Genomic DNA, 21,815 nt, shown 5'->3' on the forward strand with positions numbered 1-21,815 from the left:
GGCGATGTCGACGGCGGGACCGATCGCCCCATACGTCCGGGAGAGCGACCATGCGTCGCGCCGGCCCTGGCGCGTGCCCGAGCGGCGGCTGCTCGATTATTTGCTCGTGTTCGTCCGGCGCGGGAGCTGCGTCTTTACGATCGACGGGCGGCGCCATGCGTTCCGGGACGGCGACTTCGTCCTGATCCAGCCCGGCTCCCTCTGCGAGCTGGAGGGACTGACGGAGACGGAGACGCCGTTCGCGCATTTCGATATTTTCTATACCCCCGATCGGGAGCGCAGCTTCCCGACGCGGCCGGGACAGACGGATTTGTCCGCGTATGCCGATCTGCTGCAGCCCCGGCTGGACGACGTCTTGGGCTACCCCGTCCCCGTCCGGCTCCGCCCGCGGGACCCGAAGCGGATGCGGGACGCCCTGCTGCGGCTCGTCGACGCGTGGCTGGAGGGCGGGCCGTTCGCGTCGCTGCGCGCGCAAGCGCCGGCGACGGAGCTCGTCGCGATGATCGCGGAGGATCATGCGCCGCCGGGTCAGGGCGGGACGCCGAAGGGCGAGCCGCCCGACGCGCTCCGCTGGATTCCGTCGTATTTGTCGCTTCATCTGCACGAGCCGCTGACCGTCGATACGATGGCCGCCCGCGCCGGCTTGTCGCCGTCCCGCTTCGCCGCCAAGTTCAAGGCGACGTACGGCTTGCCGCCGCATCGGTATTTGCTCGAGATGCGGCTGTCCCACGCGCGGGAGCTGCTGCGCACGACGGCGCTGTCGCAGGAGGCCGTCGCGGCGTATTGCGGCTTCGCGGACATTCACCATTTTTCGAAGGCGTTCAAGCGGCGGACGGGCGTCACCCCCGGCGCTTGGCGCGAGGAAGGAGCCCGATCGTAGATGGCCGAGAAGACGAACCCGAAGCTGAGCGAGACGACGCCGAAGACGATGCTGACGCCGACCGGCGGCTTCCTCGCCGGCTATACCCATACGCTGAATCCGTACAGCGGCTGCTCGTTCGCATGCGCCTACTGCTACGTGCGCCGGATGCCCGTCGCCCTGTTCCGGGGCGAGCCGTGGGGCTCCTGGGTCGCCGCGAAGCGGTTCGACCCGAACGCGTTCCGCCGCGAACTCGCGCGCGCGTACAAGAAGGGGCCGACGTCGATCTTCCTCTCGTCGGCCACCGACCCGTATCAGCCCGCGGAGCACGGGCAACGGCTGACGCGCGAGCTGTTGGAGCTGCTCGCGAACGACCCGCCCGCGTTCCTGTTCGTGCAGACGCGCAGCCCGCTCGCGACGCGCGACATCGACCTGTTCGCGCGCTTCCCGGCCGACCGGCTCCGCGTGAGCGTCACGGTCGAGACCGACCGCGACGATATGCGCCGCGCGTTCGCCCCATATTCGCCGCCGATCGCCGGGCGGCTCCGAGCGCTGCGCCGGCTGCGGGACGCCGGCATTGCCACCCAAGCGGCGGTCGCGCCGCTGCTCCCTTGCACGGCGGGCTTCGCCGCCGCGCTGGCCGGGGTGACGGAACGCGTCACCCTCGACACGTTCGCGCTCGGCGACGGCGCGAGCGGACGGCGCTCCGAGGCGCTCGGCATGCGAAGCCGCCTCGAAGCGCTTGGGCTCGCGGAATGGTACGCGCCCGAGAAACTGGAAGAAGTGCGCGGCCTATTCGCCGCGCACTTCCCGTCGGACCGCATATTCGTGTCGCAGGACGGCTTCGCCCCGCACTAACCCTTTTCCTAAAAATTGAAGTTGTCCGGATCGGCGCCGAAGCGGCGATTTTCGTTCATGGCGTCGATCTTGCCCATGTCCTCCGCGCTCAGCTCGAAGTCGAACACGTCCGCGTTTTCCTTAATGCGCGCTTCCTTCGTCGATTTCGGAATCGTCACGACGCCGTGCTGGAGGTCCCAACGCAGCACGATCTGCGCCGTCGACTTGCCGTGCTTCGTCGCGAGCTCCTTCAGCGTCGGATGGTCGAGGTTATTGCCCTGCATGAGCGGGCTCCACGCCTCCATCTGGATGCCTTTCGACTTGCAATAGGAAAGCAGCTCCACCTGCGACAGCAGCGGATGATACTCCACCTGATTGACCGCCGGCACGACGCCCGTGTCGTTAATAATGTCGTCGAGGTGATGGATATGGTGGTTGCTGACGCCGATCGCGCGCACCCGCTTCTCCTCGTACAGCTTCACGAGCGCCTTCCACGTCTCGCGATACTTGCCCTTCACCGGCCAATGCACCAGATACAGATCGACGTAGTCGAGCCCGAGCTTCTCGAGGCTCGCTTCGTGCGCGCGCAGCGTGCTGTCGAAGCCTTGATCCGCGTTCCACACCTTCGTCGTGATGAAGAGCTCCTCCCGCTTCACGCCGCTCTCCCGCACCGCCTTGCCGACGCCGGCTTCGTTGCCGTACACCGCCGCCGTATCGATGCTCCGATATCCGTTCGCGATCGCCGCCGCGACCGATTGCTCCACCTGCGAGCCTTCCTCCACCCGCCATACGCCGAGGCCGAGCCAAGGCATCTTCACGCCGTTGTTCAGGGTCGTCGTATCCGCGAGCCCTCTCGCCGTTACCGTCATTTCGATCCGCTCCTTTCGTTTCTAACGAACATGCTCCCCTTCGACTATACCAAAAGCGTCGGGAAAAACAAAAAAGCCCCCTCGCGGGAGCTCTCTTCGAAACCGTTCGTTATTCGGCGCCCAATTTCTTGATCGCCTTCTTCAAATCGTAGCCCGAATCGACGAGAATCGGCAGGCTCTTCGTGCCGCCGACCATCACCGAACGGCACTGCGGGCAGGTCGGGACGTCCGCGAACGAATAATCCGCTCGCATCCATCCGTTGCAGCTTTCTTTCGTACAGGACCAGATGGACGTCATTTCGCTGGGGAAATCGTCGAACGATCGCTTCCGAGAGTAAAACATGTCAGCCCCACCCTTCTTGGTCTTCCTAGAAAAAAGGCTGCCCTACTCGGAAAGCAGGGCAGCCGTTTTCTTCATCTTAGTATACTTTTACGACGTTCTCGGCTTGCTTGCCGCGTTGGCCTTGAACGACGTTGAATTCTACGCGTTGGCCTTCGTCAAGCGACTTGAAGCCTTCGCCCGTAATCGCGCTGAAGTGTACGAATACGTCTTCGCCGCCTTCAACCTCGATGAAACCGAAACCCTTTTCCGCGTTGAACCATTTCACTGTACCTGTTTGCATTGTGTGTAGCCTCCAAAATGTTTATTGTTACATGGACTATAAAAAAAGCCACCATCAAAAAGGTGCGGCATCGCAACCCTTTCCAATAGGTGACTCAAAAAAGTCTCATATACGATAGTCTTACTATGACACATCCGACGGAGAAAGTCAAATTTTCAGAATACCTTTTTCTGGGTGCTTGTCCGTTGTCCGGAATTGCCTTTTCTTGGCGCGGTGCAAACAAATGTTTTTCACACGAAGCGCCGAACCCATGGTACTGTTTAGAAAAAGAGGAGGCGAAACGAACCCATGAAAGACATGTTCGCAAACATGCTCCGCCACATGGCTTGGGCGGACCGCCGCATCGGCGCGGCGCTCGCGGCGGCTCCGGACGCTCCGGCGGATGCCGTGAAGTGGTACGCCCATATCGTCGGGGCGGAGACGATCTGGCTGTCACGCATCGAAGGCGGCGACAGCTACCCCGTCCCGGTGTTCCCCGCATGGGACGTCGCGGCGAGCCGCGAAGCGTCCGAGGAGACGCTGACGAACTACTCGCGCTTCATCGAGACTTGCGACGACTTCGAGCGGATCGCCGTCTACCGCCTCAGCACCGGAGCCGAAGCCCGAACGTCCGTCTCGGACATCCTGACGCACGTCTTCCTGCACGGCAGCTATCACCGCGGCCAAATCAATGCGAAGCTGCGCGGCGCGGGGCTCGAGCCGATGCCGGTCGATTACATCTTGTACGCGAGGGAGAACCGCATATGAACGAGCGCGTACGTCTCTATTTAGACCGGATCGGGTACGACGGCCCCTTGGACGGCAGCGCCGAAGCGTTGGCCGGCTTGCAGGACCGCCACCTTCATGCCGTGCCGTACGAAAACTTGGACATTCTGCGCGGCGTGCCGCTGTCGCTCGCCGTCGACGATCTGTTCGACAAGATCGTCGTGCGCCGCCGCGGCGGCTATTGCTTCGAGCTGAACGCCTTGTTCGGCTGGCTGCTGCGCGAGCTCGGCTACCCGACGACGGATTTGTTCGCCCGCTTCTGGCGAGACGAGCCGTCCCCGCCGCCCAAGCGCCGCCATCAAGTGCTGAAGGTCGAAGCCGAGGGCGCCTCCTATTTGTGCGACGTCGGCGTCGGCGGCATCGTGCCTCGCCGTCCGATCGTTTTGGTTGAAGGCTTGGAGCAGGCCCAAGGCGATGAACGATATCGCATGGAGAAGGATCCTTCCTTCGGATGGATGCTTTGCGAATGGAAGCGCGGGGAATGGAGCAAGCTGTATTCGTTCACCGAGGAGCCGCAGCTGCCGAAGGATTATACGATGGCGAGCTTCTGGTGCGAGCATGCGCCGGAGTCGATCTTCCGCCAGGGCGCGATGATCGCGATTCGCACCCGCAACGGCCGCAACTCCGTCGCGGGGAAGGAATTCCGGCTCTTCACCCCGGAAGGCGTCAATGCATTCACTCCGCAATCGGAGGAACAATATAAAGAGGCGCTTCGCGCTTATTTCGGCATCGTCATCGAGTAGGACGTTCATTCGCACTAAAGGGCCTCCCAGGCGCGAGTAGTCGGAGAAACTCCGATTACTCGGCCACGGCGGGCCCTTCCGTTGTAATTAGTCGGAGAAACTCCGATTAAACAGGCGCATCGAGTCCCGAAAACGCAAGTAGTCGGAGAAACTCCGATTACTCGGCCACGGCGGGCTCTTCCGTTGTAATTAGTCGGAGAAACTCCGATTAAACAGGCGCATCGAGTCCCGAAAACGCGTTTAGTCGGAGTTTCTCCGACTATTCGGCCACGTCAGGCCCTTCGGTGCCGTTCTGACCTTACCACGTGTACTCGTCCGGCACGTACGCCAGCTTCGAGACCGCCCGCAGGCGCAGCGTCGACGAAGCTTCGTCGTACGACACGCTCTCGGGATCGACGTAATACCAATGCTTCACGACCGGCTGACGGTCCTCCTCGAAGACGAAGACGTTGAGCTCCCGGCGCCACGACAACACGTTCCGGACGGCTGGACCGTCCTCGAGCTTCGCCTCGAACGTCCAGCCCGCTCCGCCCGGCAGCTCGTTCACCGCGAACGCCGCCGGCGTCTTCGCCGTGTCCACGAACGTCCGCCCGCCGACCGCGTGCTTGATCAGCAATCTTCCCTGCATCTCCGTCGCTCCTTCCGACGCTTACGGCAGGTCGATGAGCAGGAAGAACGCTTCTTCCCCGCCCGCCGCCGTAAACTTCAAATCCGGGGTTTCCGTAATGCGAGCCGTATCCCGCGCCCGCAGCGTCGCCGTCTCCGTCGGATCGCCCGCGTTCGAGACGTACAGCGAGCCTTCGATGACGAACAGAAAGACGCGCCGGTCCATGCCTTGCAGAAACTCGACCGTCTCCCCCGCCGGCAGCCGGGACAGGAAGATCGCCATGTGCTGATGAATCTTCGCCGCATTCGGGCCGCCGTCCGGCGTCACGATCGGCACGAGGTCGCCGATCAACGCTTCGGGATCGAAAGAAGACGTCTCGTACGAAGGCGTCAGCCCCGTCTCCTCCGGCTCGAACCATAGCTGCAGCAGGTTCACCGGCTCGTCGTCGGACGGATTCGCCTCCGTGTGCACGACGCCGGTCCCCGCCGACATGCGCTGCACCTCGCCGAAGCCCGTTACGGCGACGTTGCCCATGCTGTCTTCGTGGCGCAGCTTGCCGCTCAGCACGATGGACACGATCTCCATGTCCGCGTGCGGATGGGCGCCGAACCCGCGGCGCGGCGCGATGACATCGTCGTTGCACACGCGCATCGGACCGAATTTGGAATTGTTCTCGTCGAAATCCTCTCCGAAGGAGAAGCTGAAGTTCGACTGCAGCCACCCGTGATCGTGGCTGATTCTCGTATGCTTCGGATATACGCGGATCATCCGGCGAACCCCTCCCCTGCTTCCATTATCCTAGCAATGCGACGATCTTGCCCCGCACATGCCGCCCCGACAACCGGACCATGGCGGCCGGCACGTCTTCGAGCGGGATCGTCTCGGCGACGATCGACCGGAAGCCGCCTTCGACGTACAGCGCGATGAATTCCTCCGCCAGCGCGCCCAGCTCCGCCTCCGCTTTCGGATGTCCGAACGCGCCGCCTAACATAAGCTTGTGCACGGTGAACGTCTTCGACGACGGCTTGAAATCCGCGACGTTCTCCGGCGCCCCCGCGATGCAGGCGAGCTGGCCGCCGAACGCGAGCAGCTCGAGATCCGCCTGCGCCGTCGCCCGGTTCACCGTGTTCAGCGCGGCGTCGACGCCTTCCCCGTTCGTCCATTCCATCACGCGTTCGCGCAGCGACTCCGTCGTATAATCGACGACGGCTTCGGCGCCGAGGCTTCGCACGTAGTCGTGGTTCGCCGCCGACGCCGTCGCGAGCACCCTCGCCCCGACCGACGCGGCGTATTGCACCGCGAACCCGCCGACGCCGCCGGCACCGGCATGCACGAGCAGCGTCTGCCCTTCGCGAAGACGCATCTTCCGGTTCAGCGCCTGATACGCGGTCAAGCCGGCGGTCGGGATCGACGCCGCGTCCGCGAACGACACCGTGTCCGGGATGCGCGCCGCGGCGGCCGCGGACGCTACGGCGTATTCCGCGAGCGCCCCCCGCTTCGCCATATCGCCGTGGTAATACACGCGATCGCCGATCTTCCACGGCGCCGCGCCCGGACCGACCGCGTCGACGACGCCCGCGCCGTCGAGCCCGGGAATATGCGGATACGTCCAGGACGGCAAGCCGCCGCCCATAATTTTATAATCGGCCGGATTGAGCGAAGCCGCATGCACCCGGACCCGAATTTCGCCGGGACCCGGCTCGGGGAGGTCGATGTTCCCGATTCGCAGCGTGTCCGGGGTCCCCGGACGATCCAATAATACCGCCTTCATCGTCATGAGCGGCAGCCCCCTTCTCAAGTACGTTTCGTTCCATCCATGATACCACGCCGCGGCGGACGGGCAAAAGAAAGCCGACGCCCCGTAAGGCGCCGGCTCGAATCCGTTATTTCTTCACCGTTGCGTTGTACTCGCCGATCTTCTTCGTAATTTCCGCCGCGGCCGCATCCAGCGCTTCCTTCGCCGGCTTGGCGCCGTTGACCGCTTCCTCCATCGCCGTCTCGACCAATTGCCGCGCTTCCGGGAACACGCCCATGACCGCGCCTTGCGTCGCCGTGCTCAGCTTCGTGCCGTGCAGCTGGTCTACCGCCGTCTGGAATTGCGGGAACTTCTCCGCGTTCTCCTTGACGATCGCTTGATCGTACGCCGCCTTCGTGATCGGGAAGTAGCCCGTGTTCACGTGCCACCAAGCTTGCTGCTCCGGGGAGACGAGGAACTTCATGAATTCCCAAGCCGCCAGCTGCTCCGCTTCCGGACGGTTGTTCAGCATCCAGAGGCTCGCGCCGCCGACGATGACGCCGCCCTCGGCCGCGTCGGCCGGCTTCGGAAGGAAGCCCGTGCCTACTTCGAACTTGCCGCCGACCGCGTCGACGTAGCCGCGCAGGCCTGCCGTAGAGTCGAGCGTCATCGCCACTTGGCCCGCCGCGAACGCCGCCTTCGTGTCGGACGTCTTGCGGCCGAGGTTAAGCGCCGTGCCGTCCTTCACCATGCCCGTCCACCATTCCATCGTCCGGACGGCCAGGTCGCCGTTCACGAGCGACGCCGTCGCCATCGCGTTCCGGCCGTTGCCGTTGTCGACGTAGTCGACGCCCGCGTTCGCGTGGAACTGCTCCATGAACCAGCCGTACAGCGCGAACGACGCGCCGTATTTGCCGTCCTTCGTCAGCTTCTTCGCGTACTCCGCCACTTCCTCGTACGTCTTCGGCGGCTTCTCCGGATCGAGACCCGCCGCGGCGAACATATCCTTGTTGTAGTAAAGAATCGGGTTCGACGTGTTGAACGGCATCGAGTTTAGCTGCCCGTCGAACGTGTAATAGCCGAGGATGTTTTCTTCGAGCTGCGACAAATCGTAGCCTTCCGCGTCCACGAACTTCTGGATCGGCTGAATCGCGCCCGTATCGATCATGAAGCGGCTGCCGATTTCGTACACCTGCATCATCGTCGGGCCTTCGTTCGTGCCGAGCGTCGTCTTCAGCTTGTTCAACGCCTCGTCGTACGAGCCTTGGAACACCGCTTCGACTTCGACCGTGTCGCTCTGCGCGTTGAAATCCGCCACGAGCTTGTCTACCGCTTTCCCGAGCTCGCCGCCCATCGCGTGCCAGAAGACGACCTTCGTCGGTTCCTTCGCCGGGGCCGGCGCGGCTTCCGTCGCCGCGGGGGCGCTTGCGGCCGGTTCGGCCGGAGCCGCCGCCTGGTTGTCGGTCGTGGACGCTTGCTCCGCGTTGCCGCCTCCGCATGCCGCGAGCGTCAGCATCGCCGTCGCCGTCAGAAGCGCGCCTATCGATTTGCCTGCCTTCATGAAATTCTCTCCCTCTCTCTTTTCCGAAAATGTATATGTGGAGCCGCAGCCATCCGCCGCGGCGCTGCCACCGGGACTCAGCCCTTCACCGCGCCCGCCGTAATGCCTCTCACCAGCTGCTTCAGCCCGAACGCGAGCAGCAGCAGCGACGGCAGCAGCACCATGGACACGCCGGCGAGCACCAAATTCCAAGACATCATCTCTTCCCACTGCAGCATCGTGACGCCGATCTGCACCGTGCGCATCTCCTCGCGGTTCGTGACGAGCAGCGGCCATAAATAGCTGTTCCATTGATTCAGGAACGTGTAGACGGCCAGCGTGGCGAGCGCGGGGCGGCCGAGCGGCAGCACGAGTCGGAAGAACGCGCGCGCATGCCCGCAGCCGTCGATGCGCGCCGCTTCGAACAGCTCCTTCGGAAGCTGGAGGAAAAATTGCCGCAGCAGGAAGACGCCGAACGCCGAAGCGAGGAACGGCACGATGAGCCCCGGGTACGAGTCCATCCAGCCGAGCGTCTTGATCGTCAGGTAGTTCGGGATGATCGTCACCTCCCACGGAATCATCATCGTGGAGAGGAACGCCGCGAACAGCGCCGCCTTGCCGCGGAACCGGACGAACGCGAACGCATACGCCGCCATGCTGCAAGTGACGAGCTGTCCGAGCGTGACCGCGCCGGCCATGACGAAGCTGTTCCAGAGGAAGCGCGGGATCGGCGCCAGCTCGAGCGCGGTCCTGAAGTTGCCCAGGTACAACCCCTCCGGGAACAACGGCGGCGGATACCGCCCCGCTTCCTCCGCGGTCATGAAGCTGGCCAGGAACGTAAACAACAGCGGATACATCGCGACGATCGCCGCGACGCCAAGGAGCGCGTACCGCAGCCAAAGCGACGGCCTCGCGCGGAAGCGCCGGGGACGCGCCGAGGGAACCGGCCGAAGACCGGTGGACGTCAGCGTCATTGGTAATGCACCTTCTTTTCCACGAATACGAATTGTACGATGGTCAAGACAAGCAGAATCGCGAACAAGACGAGCGCTTGCGCGCTGCCCGTGCCGAAGCGGAAGTTGACGAAGGCGTCTTGATAAATTTGATAGACGATCACGTTCGTCTGGTTCATCGGACCGCCCTTGGTCAAGATGTGGAACTGCCCGAACGCCTGGAACGACCCGATGACCGATACGATCGTAATGAAAAACAACGACGGCGACAGCAGCGGCAGCACGACTTGCCCGTACTTGCGCAGCGGTCCAGCTCCGTCGACGCTCAAGCTGTCGAAGATGTCGTCCGCGATGCCGTTCAGTCCGCCCAGCAGCACAATGTAGACGAAGCCGAGATTCATCCAGACGGTCAAGATCGACACCGAGATCATCGCCCACTTCGGATCGGACAGCCAGAAGATCGGCGCGACGCCGAGCTCGCCGAGGAAGTAATTCAGCATGCCGACGCTCGGATGGAACAGGAGCAGCCAGATGACGGCGGCCGTGCCGACCGATATCGCGACCGGCAGCGAGAAGACGAACCGGAACCACCGCATGCCGGGCAGCGCGCGATGCGTCAGCATCGCCAGCATTAAGCCGATCAAGATCGTCGTCGGCACCGTATAAAGAATGAATTGCCCCGTGACGCGCAGTCCGCTGTAGAACAGCGGGGACGCGAACAACGACGCGAAATTGTCCAAACCGACGAATTGCGCGATGCGCCCCTGCGGATCGGTTACATGCAAGCTCAGATACATCGATTGCGCCATAGGGTAAAAGACGAACGCGGCAAACAACAGCGCCGACGGCGCTAAGAAGGCGTACGCGGCCAGCTCTTCTTTCCAGCGAACCGCCCTTCCCCCGCTTCGCGCCGCGCCCGCGGCCGTCTGCGGTCTCGCCTTCGCGCCCCATGCGCTCTGACTCGTCTCCACGGATCATTCACGCTCCTCGTCCGAATGGAATGCTTCCTCAGCATAGGGGACGTATGTTAACCCCGTGTCAGAGCGGGATGAAGAATTTGTAAAATAATAAAACATCCCCCTCCGGACTCGCCCGGAAGGGGATGCTTCAGATCGGCATGATCGCGACGGATATTCCGCCCGTCGATTATGCGGAATTGTTCGCCTCCATAGACACCCTTGTGCGCACGACGTTCCTGGTCTACGCGATCCTCGCCGCGAACGTCGCCGTAACGTCCCTTATGCTGCTGATCGATCTGAAGTTCCGAATCATCGACGGCGCGTTAGACGGCGGGCTCATCCTCGAGCATTCGATACGCATGGTTACGAACGCCGTCGCCGCGGTCGGCATCGCGCAAACTCCGCTCGCGATCGCGGCCTTCGGCTTCCTGCTCACGACGTTGACGCTGCGCAGCATCGACCGCGCCGACGTCGTATAAGTCAGAACAACGAAATTTGCTCCGGCGGCGGCTCGCCGCGCGATTGCCCGAGCATCGCCATGAGCCGCTTCGCGTTGCCGGCGCCGTGGCCGCCCGAGTTGTTGTTGAAGACGACGTCGATCGCCGACGTCCGCTTCAGCATCGCCTCCAAGAGGCCGACCCATTCGCGCAGCTCTTCGTCGTTGTAATCGTACAAGTACCGCACCGCCCGCCAGTCGGGACTGCCGCTCGAATGCCAGCCGCCTATGTTGCGCCCGTGGAATCTTACGATCGTCCGATCCGGATGCGTCGGCTCCGGCACGGTCGGAACCGAGCCGAGTCCGGCCTGCGGTTCGTCGCAGACGCTGTGCATCCAACCCTCGCGCTCCATGAACGCGAGGGTTTTCGCGCGGTATTCCGGCGCGAACCAGCTCTGATGCCGGAATTCGAGCGCGACCGGCGCGTCCCCCATGAGCGCCTTCGCCCGACGCAGCGTCGCGACGTTGTCGCGCGTGCAGTCGAACCAAGGCGGGTATTGGAACAGGAACGCCCGCAGCTTCCCGGCGCGCTCCATCGGCTCGAACGCGGACCGGAACGCGGCGAACATCGTCGCTTCCTGCTCCTCGGTCAGCTCCCCGAGCGCGTCTCCGGACGGCACCGCCTCCCCCGTCAGCAGCTTGCCGATCGCGCGGCGTCCGGCGTCCCGATCGTGCCCGGTCATGCCCTGGAACGCCTTCACGACGAAGCCGAAATCGTCCGGCGTGTCGTCGACCCAGCGTTGCACCGACTCCGGCGTCGGGATCGCGTAGAACGAGTTATCCACCTCGACGAGCGCGAATTGCCGGGCGTACATCGCCAGCTTTCGCGAGGCGGGCGTCGCCGCCGGGTACACCGTATCGTGTCCGCCCCAGCCGGCGAGCCCGACGAACACTTGTTCAAAGCCGCCACGCTTCGGATTCGCCGCCTTCACGAGTCGCTCCCCCAGAGCCGGCGGCTCTTGCGGAAGAAGCGGTACCCCTTGCGGACCCCGTTCATGAGGGAACTTGGAATCGCTACGGGGCGGTCGTGCAGGAAGGGGACATAGATGCGATGGTACGCCCTTTTCATATCCCGCCACATGTTGCAAGGCTCCGGCTTGAGGAAGTCCGACACGTCCACGACGACGCCGTGCCCGTCGCTCGTCATCATGACGTTCTTCCCATGGACGTCGTGCGGGTTCAGGCCCCGCTCCCGCGCATAGTCGAGCGCCTCGTCGATGTCCTCGATGACGCGCTTCGGGATGCGGACGCCCTGCAGCACGCATTCGTACAGCGTCTTGCCGTACAGTCGCTTGAGGACGAGGAACTCCCGATCCTTATCGGAATGCAGGCATTCCGAGTACGCCTCGTGCCGTCCGAGCCGTCGGTACACCTCGACCTCTTCCTCCCACCCGTCCCGGCCCGGCGCGTACAGCTTCACGACGCGGTCCGGGTAATCCGGGTGTACGACGACGGCGGCGTAGTTTCCGCGGCCGATCGTCTTCCACGGCTTCGGCAGCTCGGAGACGACGACGGGATCGTGCGGGTCGAGGCTGCGCACCTCGATGTCCGGCAGCAGCTCCTCGTAGATCAATTCGACGAAACGTTCCACCTACGCGCCACCTCCGTCTTGGAGAAGCTCCCAATCCTGCCGCAGCGCCATATACAGCGCAAGCGCCCAAGCGACGGCGGCCGGGCGGCCGGACGGCGCCGGGCGGGGCGGCGGTTGCGAATGTTGTTGCGCCGTCTGCGGTCGGGACGGTTCCTCCGAAGCTTGCGAGGCCGCCTCGAGCGGCCCCGTCCCCGGCGCCGGCGCGGGTGCGGGCGATCGGGCGGGGCTCCAAGGCGTCGACGCGGCCTCCAGCGCCTCCGCCCACCGTTCGCCGAGCCCGAGCTTCGGGGCGATCAGCGAGACGACGCCCTTCGCGAGCTCCTCCGCGCGCCGCGGCGCCAAATACGGCAGTCGCTCCGCGAAGGCGGACAACAGCTCCCATTCCTCCTCGTTCACCCGTTCGCGCGTCCATGGCTCGAGCGTCAGCTCCGGCAGGAACGGTCCCCAAGCGCGAAGCTGCTTCTCCATCCGTTTCGTCCGCTTCTTGGCGCCTCCGACGTCGTAGACGACGACGGTGCCGGCGGCCAAGTCGCCGAGCCGCTTGTCGTGCGGATGAAAGAAGCTGCACAGCGCCCCGACGACGTAGAGCATCGGCAGCGTGTCGATCACCCGCAGCAGGTTTCGGATGACCGAAGCAACGAAGCTAAGCGGCCGGCCGTTGTCCTGCATGACCCGAAGGCCCATCGCGCGCTTTCCGATCGTCCGGCCGCCCGTCGCGTACTCGCCGATGAGGAAGTAGCCGCCGTTCAAAGCGGCGAGGACGACGATCGCGATCGCGGCGGCGTATTCGTCCAGCCATGCGGCCGCCTCGACGGGAACCGCCTCGGCGACCAGCATCCACGCCAATACGAGCGCGACGTTCACAAGCAACAAAATGAGCGTGTCGATCAGCTGCGCGCCGACCCGGCTGCCGATGCCCGCCGTCTCGAAGCGCAGCTCGACGTGCTCGGGCGTCGTAACGACGATCCGCCGAGGCGGCGCCGCCTCATGAAACTCATTCATCCGCGCCCTTCCTCCTTCCGTTCTTTTTCTCTATAATAGGTCTAATAATCATAAATATGGAATTTCCCTCCGGAGGAGTCCGCCCGAATGTTGGAACTAACCGCGTTCATGCGCAAGAACAAGCCGCTCTGGAGCGAACTCGATCGCCGGATCGACGAGATGTCGAAGCGCGGCGCCCGCCCGAAGGCGGAAGACGTCGATCGATTCGCCTCGCTGCACAAGCAAGCGTCTTCGCATCTGGCTTATTTGTATACGCATCATCCGAATCATGAAGCGACGGCACACTTGAACCGTCTCGTCTCGCGGTCGCATCACGCGCTATACCGCGATCAATGGAACAGCACGGAGTCGATTCGCGCCTTCTTCCGAACCGGGTTCGTCTCGATGCTTCGCGCCCGCGGCGTCTTCGTCGCCGTCGCCGCGCTGCTCGTCGCGATCGGCTTCCTGTCCGGCTTCGCCGCCGTCTGGAGCGACCCGCTGAAGCTCGCGGCCATCGTACCCGCCGAATACGCGGGCGTCGACCCGAGCCGCGTGACGGACGAACGCGAGAACCTGCAGCAGTCCGTCATGTCCGCGTCGATCATGACGAACAATATTCGCGTCGCGATCTTAGCGTTCGCGAGCGGCATTACGCTCGGAATCGGGACGCTCTATCTGCTCGTGTACAACGGCGTTCTGATCGGCGCGCTCGCCGCGCTGTTCCACCGCGAAGGGGCCGGGTACGAATTCTGGGCGTACATCCTGCCCCACGGCGTCATCGAATTGACGGCCATCTTCATCGCCGGCGGGGCGGGGCTGTACATGGGCTACGTCTTTCTCGCCCCGGGACCGTTCACCCGCCGTTTCCGCTTCCTGACCGCCGCGAAGGAATCCGCGCTGCTGCTCATCGGCACCGTGCCGCTGTTCGTCGCCGCCGGTCTGATCGAGGGGTACATCACCCCGACGACGATGCCGCTCGCGCTGAAATACGGCGTCGCCGGCCTCACCTTGGCGCTGCTTGCCGTCTATTACGCATACGGCTTGAAGAAAGTTGCGATCGAAGCCGGCGAACGGGCGGAGCGGCTACAGCGCGTCTCTTGACTTCATCTCCAAATACGCGTTCACGGCGGCGAGCGCCAGCTCGTTCGCCGGAACGTCCAACGCCTCGATGCCGAGCGCGGCCATTCGCGCCGCGAACGCCCTTCGGTCCTCCATGAATTTATACGCCGCGCTCTTCACGTAGGCGTCCTTCAGCCGCGTCACCCCGATCCGAGACCACTCGCGAAGCACAGGATCCTGCAAGCAAAGCAGCAGCACCGGATGCGTCCGCCGCAGCCGGATCAAGTACGGCACCAGCTCCGTTTCGAATAATACGTTCTCCATATCCGTAAACAAGACGATCAAGCTCCGCTTCTTCTGGACTCGCGCCAGATGCGCGAGCGCCAAAGCGTAGTTCGATTCCGCCGTATCGCTCTTCAAGTCGTAAACCGCGTCGATCAGCGTCTGCAAATGCGCGACGCCCTTGCCGGGCGGCACGTACGTCGACAGCCGTCCCGAGAAGGCGAGCGCCGCCACCTGATCGCCGCGTTGCAGCGCCACCGCCGCCATCGTCAGCGCCGCCTCGAGACTCCGATCGAGCTTCGTCTGCCCTTCCAGCTCGACGCCCATCATCCGTCCGCAATCGATCAAGAGCGTAACGATCTTGCCCCGCTCCGGCTGGAAGACGTTCACCTTCGTCTGCAGCGCGCGAGCCGTCGCCGACCAATTGATCGCGCGAGGATCGTCGTCCGGCGTGTAATCGCGGATGCCCTGCAGCTCCGTGCCGGCCGACGCGCGGCGATAGACGCGCTTGCCGTCCAGCACGAGCGTCCGCTGCAGCGAGGCGAGCATGCCGCGCACGCCGCTGAGGTCCGGCAGCACGCGCACCTCGCTCTCGCACGGGACATGCGCCTGACGTTCCCAGAGGCCGAGCGCGCCGCGCAGCCGTACGAAGACGGCGTGCAGCGCGTACCGGCCCCGTTCGCGGGGAAGCACGTCGTAGCGGACCGCCGCTTCGGCGCCGTCGAAGGCGAGAGGACGCGGCGCCGTTCCCGCTTCGGCGTCGAACGTGTCCGGCAGGTCGTCGAGCAGCGTTCCGCGCCTCGGCAGACGCGCCCCGTCGATCGTCACCGAGACCGCCGACTCGAACGGCCTGCCGAGATCGACCTTCTCCGGCGCGTCCCGGCGGACGCGGACGGCGGATGCCGCCGGAAGCGACCATAGGTCGGCGGCGGAGAACGCGGCCAGCGTGCCGTTCCATGCGATGATCGCCAGCAGGCCTAGCTCCGGGTTCGCCGCATAGGCGAGACCCGCGACCGGCGCGCCCGCGGCCAGCCAGCCCGCCAGCCGGAACGTGGGCACGACGCGAAGCTTATCGCGGTACCGGGATCCCGGCGAGCGTCTCTTCGACGATAACGTCACTCGTCACACCCTCCAATTCGGCCTGCGGCGCGAGCAGCAGCCGGTGCCGCAGCGCCGGGCGGGCCACCAGCTTCACGTCGTCGGGCGTCGCGTAGTCGCGGCCGTCGAGATAGGCCCATGCCTTCGAGGCGTTCAGCATGGCGAGCCCCGCTCTCGGGCTGGCGCCGAGCAGCACCTTCTTGTTATCGCGCGTCCGTCGAACGATATGCGCGATATATTCGACGATGCCGTCCTCCACCGTCACGCGGCTCATCTTCTCGCGATGCGCCAGCACGTCCGCGAGCGAGCATACCGGCTCGATCGCTCCGCCGCCGGACGCGCCGAGGCCGTGCGTCTTGTACACCTCGATCTCCTGCGCCTCCGCCGGATAATCGAGCGTCAGCTTGAATAAAAACCGGTCGAGCTGCGCTTCCGGGAGCGGATACGTGCCCTCGTATTCGACCGGGTTTTGCGTGGCGACGACGAAGAACGGCGACGGCAGCGCGCGCGTCTCGCCTTGGATCGTTACCTGCCGCTCCTCCATCGCCTCGAGCAGCGCCGATTGCGTCTTCGGCCCGGTCCGGTTGATTTCGTCCGCCAGCAAGATGTTGCAGAAAACCGGGCCCTCGACCGCGACGTACCGATTTTCCTGCAGGTTGTAAATCACGTTCCCCGTAATGTCGCTCGGCATCATGTCCGGCGTGAACTGTACGCGCCGGTACGACCCGTCGGTCAGCGCCGCGAGCGTCCGCGCCAGCTTCGTCTTGCCGAGCCCCGGCACGCCTTCGAGCAGCACGTGGCCGCCGGCGAGCATCGCGGCGACGACGAGGCGCACGTTCGTGCGCTGGCCGAAGATCGTCCGCTCCATGGCTTCTATTAATCGATGCATCTTATCGATCCTCCTCGAGTAAGTTGAGCGCCTCCGCCAGGGCGACGCCGTCCGCGAGCCACGTCTTCTCGCCGTACTCCGGCTTGCCTCCGGCGGCGATCGTTCGCCGATGCGCCTCCCACCGCGCGAGCGCGGCGCGCAGCGCCGTCGTCGACCGCAGCCGCCCGCCGAGCTCGCGTTCCGCCGCGTCGACGAGCGCCGCCGCGCCCGCGTCGGCGGGAACGCCGGCGCGCGTCTGCAGCGTGCGGCGCAGGCGCATCACCGCCGCATCCAGCGCCTCGGCCGTCAGCCGGCCGCGCTTGTGCCAGCCCGCGACCGCGAGCAGCGTCTCGTCGCCGCGGCGGACGAGGAACGCTCTCGGCGTATACGCCGGGCCGAACCGCTTGCCGCGCCGCCACAGCCAGACGGCGCCGGCGATGGCCGCTTGCAGCAGCGCCGCCAGCAGCCAGGCCGGATACACTTGGCCGATGCCGGGCGATACCGAATACCCATGATGATATTCGTCGAAATAGACCGTCCGTCCGGCGAGCGAGTCTCCGCCGAGCAGCATCCAAACCAGCTCGAAATGCCGCTCATCAAGAATCGTATCGTTCCGCAGCCACTCCGCGGGCAGCGCCGCCGTAATCGATCCTTCGCCGACCGCCGCGCGCACGGCGAGCGCGCCGGCGGCGTCGCCGATCCGCTCCGCGACGGCGTCCGCCGCCGGCACGAAGCGCAGCTCGCCCTGGACAACGGCCGTCTCCGACCGGATCGCCGTCCCGTCTTGACCGAACACCGTCACCTCGCCGGTCGCCTCGTCCGGATCTACATAAGCGATCGTCGTCTCGTCCCCGAGCAGCTCATAGGCGGGACCGAATACGACGACGTCGTTCCCGAGCGCCGCCCAGTCGCGCAGCCGCTCCGCCGACTCGGCCGTCATGCCGACCGGCTCCACCGTGACGTAGAGCTGCCCGTCGGCCTCGGGCAGCCGCTCCGGCGCAAGCCGCCATTCCGTCACCTCGGCGTCTCGCCGCTCCATCAATAGGCGCAGCCCCTTAACCCCATCCTTATCCGGGGAGAAAGACAAATACGGCGCATAATCGACCAGACCCGGGCGGGTCGTCGCGAACGCGAGGCCGATCAAGAGAAAGAGACATAAAGCTAACGCGGCGTATAGAAAAGTAATCCGATTGGTTGCGCGGGCGGGACCCTTCATGACGCCGCCTCCTCGACCGCGATCGCCGCTTCGACCTCGCGGCGCCAATCGTCGTATTCGGCGGGAGCGATGTCCCGACCGCCGTACCATATCGCGTCGAACCGTACCGCCGACGACCGGAACAACGCCGCCGCCGCGCCGCCTTTCCCGGCCAGCTCCTCCGCGTATTCCCAGTTCGTCTTCCAATCCGTCACGCGCAGCAAGCCGCGTTCCTGGAAGCCGAGCAGCAGCGCCAGGAACAGGAGACGCGACGCCTCGCGGTACGCTCCGTTCGCCGCCGCCGTACGAGACCGGTCGAGCAGCCCGGCGGGCGCCGCTTCCATCTCGTCCGCGCTCGCCGCGGCCTTACGGCGGAGCGCGCGACGCTCCACCCAGAGCAGACGGAACAGAAAGAGCGACAGAACTGCGAGCGCAACGAGCCCTCCGCCGATAATGACGTACCCGAGCGCGTCCCCCGACCCTTCCGCCATCTCCAGCTCCGGGAACAGCTTGCCGAGCGCGTCGAACAGCCGCTCCAGCCAATAGAGGAGCAGATTTTGCCCCGGCTCCTCCGCATCCTTCAAATAATCCGTAAATTCGCGCTGCGAAAGAATGTCCCGCAGCTCCTCCTTTTCCGGCGTCATACGGTCCCCTCGGCTTCCCGCGTCTCCGATCCAAGCGCCGGCTCCGGTCCGCGAAGCCGCGCCAACGCGTCTTCGATGTCGTCCGCGTCCGTTCGCGTCTTCTGCACCCGGTACGTCAGCGCATAGACGACCAGCCCGGCGGGCAGAAACGCGCTGACGACGACGAGGGTGAGCAGCAGCCCGACCACGCTGACGCCGAGGCCGGCCACGACGATGCCCAGCGCGACCGCAAAGACGTAACTCAACGCCGCGAAATTGATGTAGACGGCCAGCAGCCGCCAGAAGCTTCTCCGGGTGAGCGACCAGCTGCGGCCGATCGCGACCGATTCGTTCTCGAACAGCAGCGGCGGCAAGAAATACCCGAATCGAATGAGAAAATAGTAATACGCCAATGCGCCGCCGTAAGCGAACAACACGTATACGACCAAAGCGAACGCGCCCGCGACCGTGACCGCCGCTTCCGAATTGCCGAGCGCCGCCGTCGACAAAATCGCCCCGCCGTACACGAGGCTCAACACGAAGTTACCGACCGATACGATACTGTACGCGCCCATCGAGATGAGCCAATACAACAGCCCGTTGCCCAGCACGCGGCCGTACCGCCGCCACGCCTCGCGCAGCGCGTCGCCGGACGTCACCGCCTCCCCGTCGATCGCGCGATTCGAGAGAATGACGGCCCAAGCGAAATAAACGGGAACGACAAGAAACACCAAGACCAGCCCGATGAGGAAAATGCCGAGCGCCCTCGCCCACACGGCCGCCCCGCCGGCGAAGAGCTCTTCCGAAAAGCGGCTTTCCCAAAACCGATCCATATCGCCGAAGTCGAAATTCGGCACGATCGGCAGCGCGTTCAGGTTGACGAGCAGCACGTTCGATACCAGATAGAACGGACCGAACGCGAGCAGCGTCCCCAGAAACAGAGACGCGAACAGCTTCCGATAAACTTGCAAAGAACGGTCCAGCATCGGACCGACGCCCATCGGGCGCAACGTCGAACGCGTCATGATTCCCTCCGAAAGATTGGAATTGTTTCCTATTGTACCATGACGAAAGAGCCGGCGTCTCCGCCGGCTCCTCCCGTTCTTATATTCGGTTCAGAATCAAAGCGACCCCGAGCACCCCGATCCGGGCGGCGTTCATGATCAAGAAGTTGGACACCGCGAGCCGGAACGTCTCCGCCTTGGACGGATTCGCCGCGAACCGCTTCGCATGCCGGCGGACCGGAACGATCGTCGCCAGCGCCGCCGCGAGCAGCCAGATCGGCACATCGAGGAAATACAATACGATCAGATCCAAATACGCGACGTAATACAACGCTTGGAACAGCTTCACCGCGTTCGCCTTGCCGATATAGATCGGAAGCGTGTACCGCTTGTTTTCGATATCGTCCTCCATGTCGCATATATTGTTGGCCAGCATAATGTTCGCGACGCCGCACACGGCCGGGATCGAAGCCGCGAACACGAGCGACGCTTCCAGCAAGTTCAGTCGGATATCCGCCATGCCGCCCGCGTACGCGATCTCGATCAATTGCGGATCCTGCGGATGAATGAACGCCGCTAGGAATACGATAAGAAACCCCATAAACAAACCGGAGAAAATTTCGCCGAGCGGCATCCGCGATATCGCGATCGGACCGAAGGAATACAGGATGCCCACCGCGAACGACAGCGCCCCGAGCAGCAGCACGACCGTCCCGGTTTCCCGCACGAGAAGCAGGCCGGACGCGACTGCAGCGAGAAACAGCACGGCGATGACCGTCAACGCCGCGCCTTCGCTAATGCGATCCTTCACCATCGCGTTATGCTTTTCGTAGCCGTACCCGGTCTTCTTCACGGCCTTCTTATAATCGATATAATTGTTGATCGCCGTCGTCGCCATATCGATGCACAGCAGCGAGAAGAACATCAGCGCGAACGACGCCCACCGAAACTCGGCGAACCGCAGCCCGGCGTACAACGAACCGATCGCGAACGGGATCATGCTCGCCACCTTCGTTTGAATTTCTACCAGCTTGAGAAAACCTCGGAACGTCATCGCGCGCCACCCCGATCCTGCGAGTATGAACTTCCTTCACTATACCGAGATTCGCGGAACGGGAATGTGAGAAAAATTACACCCGGATTCGCCTCGCCCCAGGACTAGCGGTCTCTCCCTTTTCCGCCGGCTCCTTTCCAAGGTGATTCCCTTTGATCAGGCACCCTGCGGATTAGAATTTTTCAATTGGATATAGAACGTATGTTCGGTATAATGGGGAAAAGGAGGCGGCGTTCATGGACCAAGCGGAACAAGCGGCTTATTTCTTTCGGCGGCGGTGGCCGAACGGGTTTTCCTGCCCGAGCTGCGGATATGGGGCGTATTATACGATCGCGACGCGGCAGCTCCCGCTCTACGAATGCCGCCTGTGCGGACATCAGACGTCCGTGACGGCCGGCACCGTCATGGCCAAGACGCGCACGCCGCTCGCCAAGTGGGCCGCCGCCATCGAGCTGCTCGCCTCTACGAACGGCGTGAACGCGAAGCGGCTCGCCGCGCTCATCGACGTAAAGCACAAGACGGCGTGGCGCATGCTGCGCAAATTCCGGCAGGCGATCGGAGAAGTCGAGGACGCCTTCAAGCTGCAAGGGACCGTACATACCGGGCTTCATTTTCTGGCGCCCAAGTACATATTCATCTTCCTGCCCCACCGGCACTACCGCTGCGAACGCGTCGTGTCCGTCTCGGCTTCCGTCGGAAGAGACGGCAAACCGACCGCCCTGAAGCTCGGGTTCGTGCCTCGAGACCGTCTCGTCCCCCGATTCAAGGAACCGACCGCGCATGGGAAGGCGCGCATTCTGGAGGAGCACGTCGATCCGAGCGCGGACGTTCAATGGTTGAACTCCGATCGGATGCACCATAGCCCGCTGCGAGATTGCCTGCTTGAGGCTCGCGGCTGGATGAACCGACTGTTCCGCGGCGTCGGCACGAAGTACCTGCAGGGCTACCTCGACGAATTCTGCTTCCGTTGGAACGCCGCGTCGCGAGGGAAGCCGCCGCGCGAGGCATGGGACATGTTATGTTTTCCGAGCGACATAGCTGCTTAGCCCCCCTTCTCCCGTGCGCAACCCCACG

25 protein-coding genes are annotated in these 21,815 nt (G+C 64.0%); 7 read left to right on the forward strand and 18 right to left on the reverse strand.

The window, feature by feature from the left end:
* Positions 1-4: 4 nt before the first annotated feature.
* Both FE782_RS23755 and FE782_RS23760 read left to right on the forward strand, forming a co-directional pair.
* Positions 5-880, forward strand: coding sequence for an AraC family transcriptional regulator (locus FE782_RS23755; RefSeq protein WP_138196843.1), 876 nt, complete (start codon positions 5-7; stop codon positions 878-880).
* Positions 881-1,717 carry a radical SAM protein gene (locus FE782_RS23760; protein ID WP_138196844.1) on the forward strand — a complete coding sequence of 279 codons (837 nt, stop codon included), beginning with the start codon at positions 881-883 and terminating at the stop codon, positions 1,715-1,717.
* Between the two features lie 8 nt (positions 1,718-1,725).
* Here the strand turns inward: FE782_RS23760 and FE782_RS23765 are convergent, their stop codons facing one another.
* From FE782_RS23765 to FE782_RS23775, 3 genes are all read right to left on the reverse strand, one after another.
* Entirely contained in the window at positions 1,726-2,565 is an 840-nt protein-coding gene (locus FE782_RS23765) for an aldo/keto reductase (protein WP_138196845.1), read from the reverse strand.
* A gap of 109 nt (positions 2,566-2,674) precedes the next feature.
* Positions 2,675-2,908, reverse strand: a complete 234-nt coding sequence (locus tag FE782_RS23770; RefSeq protein WP_138196846.1) for a cold-shock protein — start codon at positions 2,906-2,908, stop codon at positions 2,675-2,677.
* 76 nt (positions 2,909-2,984) lie between these two features.
* A complete protein-coding gene (locus FE782_RS23775; protein WP_138196847.1) occupies positions 2,985-3,188 on the reverse strand; it encodes a cold-shock protein in 204 nt (67 codons plus the stop codon).
* Positions 3,189-3,476: 288 nt separating this feature from the next.
* Here FE782_RS23775 and FE782_RS23780 point away from each other — a divergent pair, with 288 nt between their 5' ends.
* Positions 3,477-3,935, forward strand: a complete 459-nt coding sequence (locus tag FE782_RS23780; RefSeq protein ID WP_138196848.1) for a DinB family protein — start codon at positions 3,477-3,479, stop codon at positions 3,933-3,935.
* On the forward strand, positions 3,932-4,696 hold the full coding sequence (locus FE782_RS23785) for an arylamine N-acetyltransferase family protein (RefSeq protein WP_138196849.1): 765 nt from the start codon (positions 3,932-3,934) through the stop codon (positions 4,694-4,696). The genes FE782_RS23780 and FE782_RS23785 overlap by 4 nt, the downstream gene beginning before the upstream one ends.
* 298 nt (positions 4,697-4,994) lie before the next feature.
* Here FE782_RS23785 and FE782_RS23790 read toward each other — a convergent pair whose 3' ends face one another.
* The 6 genes from FE782_RS23790 to FE782_RS23815 form a co-directional block, all read right to left on the reverse strand.
* The gene (locus tag FE782_RS23790; protein WP_138196850.1) at positions 4,995-5,324 is read right to left on the reverse strand and encodes a hypothetical protein; all 330 of its coding nucleotides are present in this window, start codon (positions 5,322-5,324) and stop codon (positions 4,995-4,997) included.
* A gap of 21 nt (positions 5,325-5,345) precedes the next feature.
* Positions 5,346-6,071: a pirin family protein gene (locus FE782_RS23795; RefSeq protein WP_138196851.1), complete on the reverse strand. Its 726-nt coding sequence runs from the start codon at positions 6,069-6,071 to the stop codon at positions 5,346-5,348.
* A 25-nt stretch (positions 6,072-6,096) separates the two neighbouring features.
* A complete protein-coding gene (locus FE782_RS23800; protein WP_238392638.1) occupies positions 6,097-7,080 on the reverse strand; it encodes a zinc-binding dehydrogenase in 984 nt (327 codons plus the stop codon).
* Between the two features lie 106 nt (positions 7,081-7,186).
* A complete protein-coding gene (locus FE782_RS23805) occupies positions 7,187-8,599 on the reverse strand; it encodes an ABC transporter substrate-binding protein (RefSeq protein ID WP_138196852.1) in 1,413 nt (470 codons plus the stop codon).
* A gap of 77 nt (positions 8,600-8,676) precedes the next feature.
* Positions 8,677-9,435, reverse strand: a complete 759-nt coding sequence (locus FE782_RS23810; RefSeq protein ID WP_238392645.1) for a carbohydrate ABC transporter permease — start codon at positions 9,433-9,435, stop codon at positions 8,677-8,679.
* A 113-nt stretch (positions 9,436-9,548) separates the two neighbouring features.
* A complete protein-coding gene (locus FE782_RS23815) occupies positions 9,549-10,502 on the reverse strand; it encodes a carbohydrate ABC transporter permease (protein ID WP_238392639.1) in 954 nt (317 codons plus the stop codon).
* 146 nt (positions 10,503-10,648) lie between these two features.
* Between FE782_RS23815 and FE782_RS23820 the strand changes: the two genes are divergently transcribed.
* A complete protein-coding gene (locus FE782_RS23820) occupies positions 10,649-10,969 on the forward strand; it encodes a hypothetical protein (protein WP_138196854.1) in 321 nt (106 codons plus the stop codon).
* Between the two features lies 1 nt (position 10,970).
* On the opposite strand, the gene FE782_RS23825 is transcribed toward FE782_RS23820, so the two are convergent.
* Genes FE782_RS23825 through FE782_RS23835 form a run of 3 tightly spaced genes read right to left on the reverse strand, consistent with a single transcriptional unit; the run spans position 10,971 to position 13,579 of the window.
* Positions 10,971-11,918, reverse strand: coding sequence for a DUF72 domain-containing protein (locus tag FE782_RS23825; RefSeq protein WP_238392640.1), 948 nt, complete (start codon positions 11,916-11,918; stop codon positions 10,971-10,973).
* Positions 11,915-12,577, reverse strand: coding sequence for a serine/threonine-protein kinase (locus FE782_RS23830; RefSeq protein ID WP_138196855.1), 663 nt, complete (start codon positions 12,575-12,577; stop codon positions 11,915-11,917). Before FE782_RS23830 ends, FE782_RS23825 begins: the two co-directional genes overlap by 4 nt.
* Positions 12,578-13,579 (reverse strand): RDD family protein, encoded by a 1,002-nt coding sequence (locus FE782_RS23835; protein ID WP_138196856.1) that lies wholly within the window; start codon positions 13,577-13,579, stop codon positions 12,578-12,580.
* A gap of 87 nt (positions 13,580-13,666) precedes the next feature.
* Between FE782_RS23835 and FE782_RS23840 the strand changes: the two genes are divergently transcribed.
* Positions 13,667-14,659 carry a stage II sporulation protein M gene (locus FE782_RS23840; protein ID WP_238392641.1) on the forward strand — a complete coding sequence of 331 codons (993 nt, stop codon included), beginning with the start codon at positions 13,667-13,669 and terminating at the stop codon, positions 14,657-14,659.
* Here the strand turns inward: FE782_RS23840 and FE782_RS23845 are convergent.
* The 6 genes from FE782_RS23845 to FE782_RS23870 form a co-directional block, all read right to left on the reverse strand.
* Positions 14,642-16,018, reverse strand: a complete 1,377-nt coding sequence (locus tag FE782_RS23845) for a DUF58 domain-containing protein (RefSeq protein WP_138196857.1) — start codon at positions 16,016-16,018, stop codon at positions 14,642-14,644. The genes FE782_RS23840 and FE782_RS23845 overlap by 18 nt on opposite strands.
* Positions 15,969-16,886, reverse strand: a complete 918-nt coding sequence (locus FE782_RS23850) for an AAA family ATPase (protein ID WP_138196858.1) — start codon at positions 16,884-16,886, stop codon at positions 15,969-15,971. Before FE782_RS23850 ends, FE782_RS23845 begins: the two co-directional genes overlap by 50 nt.
* Position 16,887: 1 nt before the next feature.
* Positions 16,888-18,081, reverse strand: coding sequence for a DUF4350 domain-containing protein (locus FE782_RS23855; RefSeq protein ID WP_158299517.1), 1,194 nt, complete (start codon positions 18,079-18,081; stop codon positions 16,888-16,890).
* A complete protein-coding gene (locus tag FE782_RS23860; protein ID WP_138196860.1) occupies positions 18,078-18,704 on the reverse strand; it encodes a DUF4129 domain-containing protein in 627 nt (208 codons plus the stop codon). The genes FE782_RS23855 and FE782_RS23860 overlap by 4 nt, the downstream gene beginning before the upstream one ends.
* Entirely contained in the window at positions 18,701-19,708 is a 1,008-nt protein-coding gene (locus FE782_RS23865) for a hypothetical protein (RefSeq protein WP_138196861.1), read from the reverse strand. Before FE782_RS23865 ends, FE782_RS23860 begins: the two co-directional genes overlap by 4 nt.
* Positions 19,709-19,787: 79 nt before the next feature.
* Complete coding sequence (locus FE782_RS23870; protein ID WP_138196862.1) at positions 19,788-20,741, reverse strand: 1,4-dihydroxy-2-naphthoate polyprenyltransferase; 954 nt, start codon at positions 20,739-20,741, stop codon at positions 19,788-19,790.
* Between the two features lie 236 nt (positions 20,742-20,977).
* Here FE782_RS23870 and FE782_RS23875 point away from each other — a divergent pair, with 236 nt between their 5' ends.
* Entirely contained in the window at positions 20,978-21,787 is an 810-nt protein-coding gene (locus tag FE782_RS23875) for a transposase (protein WP_138196863.1), read from the forward strand.
* Positions 21,788-21,815: the final 28 nt, after the last annotated feature.

This window comes from Paenibacillus antri (assembly GCF_005765165.1).
In the GTDB taxonomy this organism is placed as follows: Bacteria; Bacillota; Bacilli; order Paenibacillales; family YIM-B00363; genus Paenibacillus_AE; species Paenibacillus_AE antri.

Excerpts from the sequence above, each read along its gene's own strand:
- FE782_RS23755 (WP_138196843.1), top strand. The coding sequence starts at position 5 with ATGTCGACGGCGGGACCGATCGCCCCATACGTCCGGGAGAGCGACCAT.
- FE782_RS23760 (WP_138196844.1), top strand. The coding sequence starts at position 881 with ATGGCCGAGAAGACGAACCCGAAGCTGAGCGAGACGACGCCGAAGACG.
- FE782_RS23765 (WP_138196845.1), bottom strand. The coding sequence starts at position 2,565 with ATGACGGTAACGGCGAGAGGGCTCGCGGATACGACGACCCTGAACAAC.
- FE782_RS23770 (WP_138196846.1), bottom strand. The coding sequence starts at position 2,908 with ATGTTTTACTCTCGGAAGCGATCGTTCGACGATTTCCCCAGCGAAATG.
- FE782_RS23775 (WP_138196847.1), bottom strand. The coding sequence starts at position 3,188 with ATGCAAACAGGTACAGTGAAATGGTTCAACGCGGAAAAGGGTTTCGGT.
- FE782_RS23780 (WP_138196848.1), top strand. The coding sequence starts at position 3,477 with ATGAAAGACATGTTCGCAAACATGCTCCGCCACATGGCTTGGGCGGAC.
- FE782_RS23785 (WP_138196849.1), top strand. The coding sequence starts at position 3,932 with ATGAACGAGCGCGTACGTCTCTATTTAGACCGGATCGGGTACGACGGC.
- FE782_RS23790 (WP_138196850.1), bottom strand. The coding sequence starts at position 5,324 with ATGCAGGGAAGATTGCTGATCAAGCACGCGGTCGGCGGGCGGACGTTC.
- FE782_RS23795 (WP_138196851.1), bottom strand. The coding sequence starts at position 6,071 with ATGATCCGCGTATATCCGAAGCATACGAGAATCAGCCACGATCACGGG.
- FE782_RS23800 (WP_238392638.1), bottom strand. The coding sequence starts at position 7,080 with ATGACGATGAAGGCGGTATTATTGGATCGTCCGGGGACCCCGGACACG.
- FE782_RS23805 (WP_138196852.1), bottom strand. The coding sequence starts at position 8,599 with ATGAAGGCAGGCAAATCGATAGGCGCGCTTCTGACGGCGACGGCGATG.
- FE782_RS23810 (WP_238392645.1), bottom strand. The coding sequence starts at position 9,435 with ATGTATCCGCTGTTGTTTACGTTCCTGGCCAGCTTCATGACCGCGGAG.
- FE782_RS23820 (WP_138196854.1), top strand. The coding sequence starts at position 10,649 with ATGATCGCGACGGATATTCCGCCCGTCGATTATGCGGAATTGTTCGCC.
- FE782_RS23835 (WP_138196856.1), bottom strand. The coding sequence starts at position 13,579 with ATGAATGAGTTTCATGAGGCGGCGCCGCCTCGGCGGATCGTCGTTACG.
- FE782_RS23840 (WP_238392641.1), top strand. The coding sequence starts at position 13,667 with ATGTTGGAACTAACCGCGTTCATGCGCAAGAACAAGCCGCTCTGGAGC.
- FE782_RS23850 (WP_138196858.1), bottom strand. The coding sequence starts at position 16,886 with ATGCATCGATTAATAGAAGCCATGGAGCGGACGATCTTCGGCCAGCGC.
- FE782_RS23855 (WP_158299517.1), bottom strand. The coding sequence starts at position 18,081 with ATGAAGGGTCCCGCCCGCGCAACCAATCGGATTACTTTTCTATACGCC.
- FE782_RS23860 (WP_138196860.1), bottom strand. The coding sequence starts at position 18,704 with ATGACGCCGGAAAAGGAGGAGCTGCGGGACATTCTTTCGCAGCGCGAA.
- FE782_RS23865 (WP_138196861.1), bottom strand. The coding sequence starts at position 19,708 with ATGACGCGTTCGACGTTGCGCCCGATGGGCGTCGGTCCGATGCTGGAC.
- FE782_RS23870 (WP_138196862.1), bottom strand. The coding sequence starts at position 20,741 with ATGACGTTCCGAGGTTTTCTCAAGCTGGTAGAAATTCAAACGAAGGTG.
- FE782_RS23875 (WP_138196863.1), top strand. The coding sequence starts at position 20,978 with ATGGACCAAGCGGAACAAGCGGCTTATTTCTTTCGGCGGCGGTGGCCG.